This is a genomic window from Bartonella sp. AA89HNZF (assembly GCF_042196905.1).
In the GTDB taxonomy this organism is placed as follows: Bacteria; Pseudomonadota; Alphaproteobacteria; order Rhizobiales; family Rhizobiaceae; genus Bartonella.
Genome location: NZ_JBHIRD010000124.1, coordinates 1 through 630 on the forward strand (window position 1 = coordinate 1; position 630 = coordinate 630).

Here is a 630-nt window from a genome sequence, read left to right on the forward strand (position 1 = left end):
CTTATATTTCTATCATATTTACAAATGATTTTTATAAAAACAAAGAGTAACAATCGAAAAAATCTTTATTGAAATTCAAAAAAGAAAGGAGAATTTTTGGTCATGTTTAAATTTCTATTGTGCTTTCTCTTTATTTTTCCTCTTATATCATACGCTCAAGAAAAAAAACAGGAAATAGATAAGCCTTCTTTTACATCACCTCTTATTGCAAATTATCTCTTAACAGAAGATCTTCTTTTAAAATTAGAAAAAATTGAAAAAGAATGTAAAAATTTATCACAAAATTTTAAAAAAACACATACAAAAAGGTATAGCACCACTGATAGTGATAGTATTGAAAATGATATTACCTACATTTCTAATAAACAAGGACTCGTAAATATTTTAAGAGAAAATAATCTCACACCAAAAGATTTTATTATTGCTCTCCGTGCACTTCAAGCAAGCTTGATTGTGCTAACAAATGAAGAGAATTCTACTTATGAAAAAAACGCTATATCCTCAAGCAATATAGAATTTTCTAAAAATCATATGTATAGAATGATCAAAATTTTAAAAGGTAATTGTGAAGAAAATTCTTTTTAGAACAATTGGTTAACTTTGTAAACGTCGACAAATTTCATCTAATTG

The 630-nt window shown here is 25.2% G+C and carries 1 protein-coding gene; it reads left to right on the forward strand.

The annotated features are described in order from the left end of the window. The first annotated feature begins 102 nt into the window (after nt 1-102). Nucleotides 103-585 carry a hypothetical protein gene (locus tag ACFIN0_RS10065; RefSeq protein ID WP_375702489.1) on the forward strand — a complete coding sequence of 161 codons (483 nt, stop codon included), beginning with the start codon at nt 103-105 and terminating at the stop codon, nt 583-585. The last annotated feature ends 45 nt before the right edge of the window (nt 586-630 follow it).

What these genes read in the sequence shown, in the direction of transcription:
- ACFIN0_RS10065 (WP_375702489.1), top strand. Translation starts at nt 103, where the DNA reads ATGTTTAAATTTCTATTGTGCTTTCTCTTTATTTTTCCTCTTATATCA.